The 8,040-nt window shown below is 47.3% G+C and carries 6 protein-coding genes, 2 tRNA genes and 1 other annotated feature; of the genes, 7 read left to right on the top strand and 1 reads right to left on the bottom strand.

Translation table 11 applies throughout. The annotated features are described in order from the left end of the window. Positions 1-201 precede the first annotated feature (201 nt). Positions 202-1,668 carry an IMP dehydrogenase gene (guaB, locus tag KNP94_RS15590; RefSeq protein ID WP_029332179.1) on the top strand — a complete coding sequence of 489 codons (1,467 nt, stop codon included), beginning with the start codon at positions 202-204 and terminating at the stop codon, positions 1,666-1,668. Between the two features lie 144 nt (positions 1,669-1,812). Here guaB and pdxR read toward each other — a convergent pair whose 3' ends face one another. Further along, positions 1,813-3,204: a MocR-like pyridoxine biosynthesis transcription factor PdxR gene (pdxR, locus tag KNP94_RS15585; RefSeq protein ID WP_215115945.1), complete on the bottom strand. Its 1,392-nt coding sequence runs from the start codon at positions 3,202-3,204 to the stop codon at positions 1,813-1,815. A 129-nt stretch (positions 3,205-3,333) separates the two neighbouring features. On the opposite strand from pdxR, the gene pdxS reads away from it, so the two are divergent. The 6 genes from pdxS to KNP94_RS15555 all read left to right on the top strand — a co-directional run bounded on the left by pdxS (position 3,334) and on the right by KNP94_RS15555 (position 8,039). Further along, on the top strand, positions 3,334-4,221 hold the full coding sequence (pdxS, locus tag KNP94_RS15580) for a pyridoxal 5'-phosphate synthase lyase subunit PdxS (protein WP_371816055.1): 888 nt from the start codon (positions 3,334-3,336) through the stop codon (positions 4,219-4,221). Then, entirely contained in the window at positions 4,215-4,796 is a 582-nt protein-coding gene (gene pdxT, locus KNP94_RS15575; RefSeq protein WP_215115943.1) for a pyridoxal 5'-phosphate synthase glutaminase subunit PdxT, read from the top strand. Before pdxS ends, pdxT begins: the two co-directional genes overlap by 7 nt. Positions 4,797-4,883: 87 nt before the next feature. Continuing rightward, entirely contained in the window at positions 4,884-6,128 is a 1,245-nt protein-coding gene (locus KNP94_RS15570) for a D-alanyl-D-alanine carboxypeptidase family protein (RefSeq protein ID WP_215115942.1), read from the top strand. A gap of 12 nt (positions 6,129-6,140) precedes the next feature. Further along, positions 6,141-6,349 (top strand) — a binding site (T-box leader). Between the two features lie 61 nt (positions 6,350-6,410). Beyond that, positions 6,411-7,688: a serine--tRNA ligase gene (gene serS / locus KNP94_RS15565; protein WP_214894521.1), complete on the top strand. Its 1,278-nt coding sequence runs from the start codon at positions 6,411-6,413 to the stop codon at positions 7,686-7,688. A gap of 137 nt (positions 7,689-7,825) precedes the next feature. Continuing rightward, positions 7,826-7,916 (top strand) — tRNA-Ser (locus KNP94_RS15560). Positions 7,917-7,951: 35 nt separating this feature from the next. After that, positions 7,952-8,039, top strand: a tRNA-Ser gene (locus KNP94_RS15555). The last annotated feature ends 1 nt before the right edge of the window (position 8,040 follow it).

Below are 8,040 nucleotides of genomic sequence, written 5' to 3'. Positions count from 1 at the left end.
GTAGTTGGGGGCTTCCCCCTGTGAGGATAGGACGTTGCCAGGCAATTGAAAAAGACCGATCTGCATCTTGCAGGTCGGTCTTTTTGTGTTGTGTGAAACTTCAGACTGTTCTGATTATTACTGGAGTCATTGACATGACTGTTTCTCCTTGTTACCATAACATCAATATTCTTTTATCAAAGAGAAAGCGAGTGGATAAACATGTGGGAGAATAAATTTGCTAAAGAGGGCTTGACGTTTGATGACGTTTTGCTTGTACCACGTCGTTCAAGTGTCTTACCACGTGACGTCGATCTATCTGTATCCTTATGCGAAGGGATTACACTGAACATCCCGTTAATCAGTGCAGGAATGGATACTGTGACGGAAGCACCAATGGCGATTGCCATGGCACGTCAAGGCGGTCTAGGTGTCGTCCACAAAAATATGTCGATGGAAGACCAAGCAGAACATGTCGATCGCGTCAAACGTTCTGAAAATGGTGTCATCACGAATCCGTTTTACCTTACACCTGAACGCCAAGTATACGATGCTGAATATTTAATGAGTAAATATCGTATTTCTGGTGTTCCGATCGTTAACAACGAAACAGAACGGAAGCTCGTTGGTATTTTAACAAATCGTGATCTTCGTTTTGTTAAAGACTACTCGACGGTAATTGAGACGGTCATGACGACAGAAGAACTCGTCACTGCTACAGTTGGTACGTCACTTGAAGAAGCAGAACAAATTCTCCACAAACATCGCATTGAAAAGTTACCACTCGTTGATGAGAACGGTGTATTAAAAGGCTTAATCACAACAAAGGATATTGAAAAAGTCGAACAATATCCACATGCAGCAAAAGATCAATTCGGACGTCTTCTCGTCGCTGCAGCTGTCGGTGTCACGAAAGATGCATCTCTTCGCGCACGTTTCCTTGTTGATGCAGGCGTCGATGCACTCGTCGTCGATACGGCACACGGTCACTCTGAAGGCGTACTCTTAAAAGTACGTGAGCTTCGTGATGAATATCCAAATCTTCCAATCATCGCAGGGAACGTTGCAACAGCAGAAGCAACACGCGATTTAATTGAAGCTGGTGCATCGGTCGTCAAGGTAGGGATTGGACCTGGTTCAATTTGTACGACACGTGTCGTTGCGGGAGTGGGGGTTCCACAAATCACTGCAGTCTTTGATTGTGCGACAGAGGCCCGTAAGCATGGTGTCTCTATCATTGCCGACGGCGGTATTAAGTACTCGGGCGATATCGTCAAAGCACTTGCAGCTGGCGGTCATGCGGTCATGTTAGGTAGTCTGCTTGCTGGTGTTGAAGAAAGCCCGGGCGAAATGGAAATCTACCAAGGTCGTCAATTTAAGACATACCGTGGTATGGGTTCTGAAGCATCAATGAAACGTGGTAGTCAAGATCGCTACTTCCAAGAAGCAGATAAGAAATTCGTTCCAGAAGGAATTGAAGGTCGTGTCGCTTACCGTGGAAAACTCGGTGATTCTGTCTATCAACTCGTTGGTGGGATTCGTTCAGGAATGGGATATTGTGGAGCAGCTTCATTAGAAGAATTGCGAGAAGACACACAATTCATCCGCATGACGGGTGCTGGCTTACAAGAAAGTCACCCACATGACATTCAAATCACAAAAGAAGCATCGAACTATACACGCCAATAAAAAGAAAGCCCTGCAGATGATGCGGGGCCTTTTTTTGTTTATAGATTAATGATGTTAAGCGGCTCAAGGTGTTTAACGACATAGCCTATATGAAAATCACGGACACGTTCAAGCTGGTTTTGTTCACAGTCCGAGAGACTGCTGTTACAACTGCCAAGACTGTAACAACTCGCCAAGCCCCTCTTCAAGATCTGATTCCGATAGACTTGCAAAACCTAACACGATTTGTGGATGCGTTGCTTCTAACGGAAGTTGTGCATACTGGGATAAACCATAGACCTGAATTGAAGCGTCGTGTGCTCGCTTGACTAATTCTTCTTCCGTCATCCCGTTCGCAACAGAAACGACGACATGCAAACCCGCACTTTCGCCGGTCAAGCGCAGGGATGAGATAGCACGTAACGAATTGACGACGATGTCTAACTTACGCCGGTAAATCTTTCGCATCCGATTCAAATGTTTCTCGAAGTCGCCTTCTTTCATAAAACGTGTCAAAATCGTTTGATCAAAACGTGAGACACTGCATGTGTAATAGGAGAGTTCGGTCTGATAGCGCTCAAGCAAAGAAGGCGGAAGGACCATGTAGCCAATCCGCAGTGAAGGCATGAGCGACTTGGAGAAGGTGCTCAAATAAAGTACTCGTTCACTATCGATGCTGTGGAGTGACGGAATCGACTTGCCACTATAACGAAACTCACTGTCGTAGTCATCCTCAATGATGTAACGTGTCGGGGATTCAGCAGCCCAGTTCACCAATTGCCGGCGCCGATTGACGGATAAGATGCTTCCGGATGGAAATTGGTGGGCAGGTGTCACATACATGATATCCACATCGGTCTGACTTAAAGTCGAGACTTTGACACCACTTTGATCGACCGGAATCGGGATTGCTGTTCGTCCATGATTCTCAAGAATGAGTCGGGTCGCATGATAACCGGGATCTTCGATTCCGTAGGTGACATGTTGTCCTAGCAGGAAAATCAGTTGGGGCAAAAGTTGTTCGACCCCAGACCCAATGATGATTTGTTCAGGCGAACAGATGACACCTCTTGAGTGATATAGGTAGGTCGCAATTTCAACACGTAAGGCGAGATCGCCTTGCGGGTGTCCGAGTGAAACAAGAGATTGATTATGTTCATCGATGACATCCTTCGCATGTTTTCGCCAACGTGAAAAAGGAAAAGATGATCCATCGATTTTACTCGGATGGAAATCATGACGGATATAGGTGGACGGAGAAAGGCGTTGCTTCGTTGCTAGTGGTGTTTTCTTTACATAAGCGAGCTCTTCGTGTGCTAAGACAAAATACCCTTTTCTTGAAACTGACTCGACATAGCCTTCGGCGACAAGTTGTTGATAGGCGAGCTCAATCGTCGTTTGACTCAAGTTCAAGAACTGACCGAGTTTTCTTTTTGAAGGTAATTTGACACCATACTCTAGACGTCCATCGATGATTTCTTGACGAATCTGTTGATACAATTGCTCGTATAACGGCTTATTGCCCTCTCGTATTAACTCGAACGATAACATATCCATTGAAGTACCTCCTAAAACTGACCTGTTCATTTCATCATAAACTGATGCTTTTAAAATAGTCAATCGAGACTATACTAAAACGTAAGTACGGAGCTATCAATCAAATTGTTCAAGGGGGAATTTAGAATGATGGAACGGCAACAAGGAACGGATCGTGTCAAAAGAGGAATGGCTGAGATGCAAAAAGGGGGCGTCATCATGGACGTCGTCAATGCCGAGCAAGCAAAAATCGCAGAGGCAGCCGGTGCCGTCGCCGTCATGGCACTCGAACGTGTCCCGTCTGATATTCGCCGAGATGGAGGTGTGGCACGAATGGCAGATCCGACCATCACGGAAGAGGTCGTAAATGCCGTCACGATTCCTGTCATGGCGAAATGCCGAATCGGCCATATCGTCGAAGCACGGATTCTTGAGTCGATGGGGGTCGATTTCATTGATGAGAGTGAAGTCCTGACACCGGCTGATGAAGAGTACCATCTGTTGAAGTCGACGTTTACGGTACCGTTCGTTTGTGGGGCGCGCGATTTAGGAGAGGCGGCTCGCCGAATTGCGGAAGGTGCGGCGATGATTCGGACAAAAGGCGAACCGGGAACGGGTAACGTCGTCGAAGCCGTCCGGCATATGCGAAAAATTCAAGCTGAACTCAACCAGGTTTTACATACGAATCCGGATGAGTTGATGACACGGGCGAAGGAGTGGGGTGCACCTTACGAAGTCTTACGGATGATTCAGCAAGAAGGGCGTCTACCCGTTGTTAACTTTGCTGCCGGTGGAATCGCGACGCCGGCAGATGCTGCGCTGATGATGCATCTTGGAGCTGACGGTGTTTTCGTCGGTTCAGGCATTTTTAAATCGGAGCAACCGGAAAAATTTGCGAAAGCGATCGTCGAAGCCGTGACGTACCGGGATGACTTCGAACGAATTGCGTATCTCTCGAAAGGTCTCGGAACAGCAATGAAGGGGATTGATGTCACGTCGATGCCGTTTGAGGAACGGATGGCACCACGGGGATGGTAATCGGGGTACTTGGTCTACAAGGGGCAGTCAGGGAACACCTTGAGATGTTGGCATCGCTCGGTGTAAAAACACGAATCATCAAATCGGCGGAAGATTTAGAAGGAATCGCCGGACTTGTCTTGCCCGGTGGTGAGTCGACAGCGATGCGCCGGTTGATTGATCGCTACTCCTTGCTTGCGCCCCTTCGACAAAAAATAAAGACGTTACCGATGTTCGGGACGTGCGCCGGGATGATTTTATTAGCGACGGAACTTGAACAAGGAGATGTTCACCTCGGGGCAATCCCGATGAAAGTGAAACGAAATGCGTTCGGTCGCCAAGTGGACAGTTTTGAAACGATGCTAGCCGTCGACGGAATCGGGGCGGACATTGAAGCTGTCTTTATTCGAGCCCCTTATGTCGAACGAATCGATCAAGCGACCCGCGTTCTCGCTCGTATAGACGACGAAATCGTCGTCGTCGAAACAGACATGCATCTCGCCTGTTCGTTTCATCCGGAATTAACGAACGATACCCGTTTGCATCGTTACTTTATTGAAAAAGTAAAACAGCAACGTTCGGTTCACGTCATCTAACGACAAAAAAAGTATCCTTCAGTTCAAGCTGTGGGATACTTTTTTTATGCTACACTGAGGGTATAAATGAATTGAAGGAGAGGAACGATGAAACGACTTTTCATACTCTTCTTGAGCGTCCTTTTACTGACGACGAGTCTACTCCCAGTGACGAGTTATGCCGAGGTACCGACGATCAAGGCAGAATCCTACATCATGGTCGATGCTGTGACCGGTAAAGTATTGTTAGAAGAACAAGCCGATTTGGCTTTACCTCCGGCTTCGATGACGAAATTGATGACACTTTACTTAGTCCGACGTCAAATCGAACAAAAGAAACTAAGCTGGAACAAAAAAGTTCAACCAAGCCAAAAAGTACTCAAATTAGCAGGCACACCAGGATTGGCACGGGTGCCGTTAAGCAATCGTACATATACCGTTCGTGAGCTCTATGATGCAGCGTTCATCAAGTCAGCTAATGATGCGGCTGTATTACTTGCTGAAGTCGTTGCCGGAACAGAACAAAAATTCGTCAAGCTGATGAATGAGACGGCGAATACATTTGGGATGGACAATACAGAATACGCAAATGCATCGGGACTCGATGCAGTCGATGCAGCCTTACCGGGGACGAACTTGATGACAGCGACCGACATTGCACTACTCGTCATTCGTTTTATTAAAGATTATCCCGATGTATTAGATGTCACGAGTCGTTCTTCGATGAAACTGGATGGCATCACGCTCCAAAACTCCGATAAGATGTTGAAAGATCAAAAGTACGCGTATCCCGGGATGCGTGGGATGAAGACAGGGACGACTGATCTTGCCGGATATTGTTTTGCCGGTGTCGCGACGAAAGATAACATGACGATCATTACAGTCGTCATGCGGACGACATCCGATCAAGCGCGGTTTGCAGAAACAAAAAAGTTACTCGATTATGGCTTCTCATCGTTTGAGCCGTTGACTTATTACGGAAAAGGCGAGCGGATTAAAGACGTCTTCCCGATTCGTGGTGCGGAAGAAACAGACTATGACGTCATCACGGATGCATCGCTTTACGTGACGGTGCCGAAGAACGCAGCAACCCGTCCACCCGTATTTACGTTTAATCTGACCCATGCTCCAATCAAGAATGGCGCAAGTGTCGGAACGGTTCAAGTGAAGGATGAAGGCATGTACTTGCCGGGGTTTGATGTGCCGAGATTACTTCTCTATAGTGCGGAGCGAATCGCTTTGGCGAGCTTCAAGACCCGTTTGTTCCGGGCGATTGCGGCCTGGTCCGATAAAATTGATGATGCGATTCGTAAACCGGGTCTTGTCAATCTCAAACAGGATAGTGTAAAGTAGAGCTAATCTCATAACGATGCAATGAACGGACCAAGTAAAGGAATTTATTCTGTTAAGAGAGCTAGTGGTTGGTGTGAACTAGTCAGAAGGATGCCTTGAATCGAGCCGGATCGCACACCTTGCGAACAAGGTGCGGGTACGCCCGTTATCGCGTCTTTGAGTTGGCTAGTACGACTAGCAATGAGGGTGGCAACGCGGATCCAAGGTGATTCGTCCCTCTTCGGTTTTTATACCGGAGAGGGATGGATTGCCTTTTTTTATTGAAAAAAAGGAGGAATACACATGATTGATATTAAACGCCTGCGTCAGGATTTTGACGCAATCCAAGAAAAACTAGCACACCGCGGGGAAGATTTGACGGACATGAACCGTTTCGTCGCGTTAGATGAAAAACGTCGTGAACTGATTGCCCGGACCGAGGTCTTGAAAGCGGAACGAAATGACGCGACGAAAAAAATTGCAGAACTCAAACGCAATAAAGAAAATGCCGACGAGGCAATTGCCGCGATGCGAACTGTCGGAGATGAGATTAAAGGAATCGACGACGAGTTGCGCGAAGTCGAAGCGACGTTGAATCAACTGTTGCTTGGTATCCCGAACATTCCGCATGATAGCGTCCCGATTGGTTCTTCAGAGGATGATAATGTCGTCATCCGTGAAGTGGGTGATAAGCCGGCCTTTGATTTCGACGCCGTCCCGCATTGGGATTTGATGGAGCAATTAAAAATCGTCGACGTGGAACGGGCAGGGAAAGTCACAGGAAGTCGCTTCGTTTTCTATCGTGGGGCAGGTGCTCGTCTCGAACGTGCGTTAATCAACTTCATGATGGACATGCATCAAGATGAAAACGGCTATACGGAAATCTTACCGCCACTCATGGTCAACCGCGAATCAATGACAGGAACAGGTCAACTTCCGAAGTTCGAAGAAGATGCCTTCAAAGTCGAAGAGACGAACTACTTCCTCGTCCCGACAGCGGAAGTTCCCGTCACGAACATGCACCGGGATGAAATCTTGGCAGCGAGCCAATTACCGATCGGTTATGCAGCATACAGCCAGTGTTTCCGCTCAGAAGCCGGATCTGCCGGCCGTGATACACGAGGCCTGATTCGTCAACACCAATTCAACAAAGTGGAGCTCGTTCGTTTCGTTAAGCCGGAAGAGTCTTATGAACAACTTGAACTGTTGACTGGTCAAGCCGAAGAAGTGCTTAAACGATTGAAATTACCGTATCAAGTCCTCAGCATGTGTACAGCGGATCTTGGATTCACAGCAGCGAAGAAATACGATATCGAAGTCTGGATGCCGAGCCAAGGCGTTTACCGCGAGATTTCTTCTTGTTCAAACTTTGAAGATTTCCAGGCGCGCCGGGCACAAATTCGTTTCCGCCGGGAAGCGAATGCAAAACCGGAATTCGTGCATACATTAAACGGTTCTGCGCTTGCTGTTGGCCGGACGGTCGCAGCCATCTTAGAGAACTATCAACAAGCAGATGGTTCAGTTATTATTCCAGAAGTACTTCGTCCATACATGGGTGGACTCAAAGTGATTCAAGCATAAGTAGAAAAGGGGGAGCCTTCCCCCTTTGTACTTTTAAAAAGTTTTTTTAGAAAAGGTCTTTACAGAGTAAAACCAAGATGCTATTATAATTTATGTCAGGAAGGCAAGCACGTTACAATTTGCTCGATTATAAGTACGGAGGCGTACTCAAGTGGTTTAAGAGAACGGTCTTGAAAACCGTCAGGCGGCGAAAGCCGTGCGTGGGTTCGAATCCCACCGCCTCCTCCATTTCTTTTTTTTTACCTGAAAACTACATATAACTTGGAGGCGTACTCAAGTGGTTTAAGAGAACGGTCTTGAAAACCGTCAGGCGGCGAAAGCCGTGCGTGGGTTCGAATCCCACCGCCTCCTC

The organism is Exiguobacterium sp. s80, assembly GCF_018618725.1.
Taxonomy (GTDB): Bacteria; Bacillota; Bacilli; order Exiguobacteriales; family Exiguobacteriaceae; genus Exiguobacterium_A; species Exiguobacterium_A oxidotolerans.
This window is presented reverse-complemented; position numbering and strand designations above follow the sequence as displayed.